The 448-nt window shown below is 46.0% G+C and carries 1 pseudogene; it reads right to left on the bottom strand.

Going from position 1 to position 448, the window contains the following annotated elements:
• Positions 1 to 319: 319 nt before the first annotated feature.
• A pseudogene (locus tag BFP75_RS22495) lies at positions 320 to 448 on the bottom strand (IS256 family transposase); the annotation flags it as partial.

Raw genomic sequence — 448 nt, 5'->3', positions numbered from 1 at the left:
TATGCTATGGAAGGTCTGGTGGCGCAATGGCGCAAAGACCCGGGTATAGATGATACGTACCGCATTCTCGACTATGGCCTTGTCCCTAGGCTTGTATGTTCTGGTAGGTAGTACCGCCGTTTCATAGTATTCCGCAAAATCGGCGAAAGTGTCGTTGACCCTTGGCTCGTAACGACTGCTTTTAGTTACTGCTGATCTAAGATTATCGGGAACTAAGGCTTGTGGAACGCCCCCATAGAACCAAAGAGCATTTTCGACACTTCGTAGACACTATCCCACCAAGTGTGTAAGTTAAAAATAACGAGGGTTGGACTTTTATCTAAAGTCTGACCCTTTTTTCATAGATTGTAAGGAACTGGTTTAAAATTATGCCCCAGTTCCTGATGGGCATGGACCACTTCTTGGTGGCCTCCCTTGTTGCCAAATATACGGATTTCATCACCGCATC

Origin of the sequence: Maribacter sp. 4G9, from assembly GCF_002742265.1 — a bacterium.
In the GTDB taxonomy this organism is placed as follows: domain Bacteria; phylum Bacteroidota; class Bacteroidia; order Flavobacteriales; family Flavobacteriaceae; genus Maribacter.
Note: the sequence above shows the minus strand (reverse complement) of the source record. Positions and strands in the feature narration are given on the sequence as shown.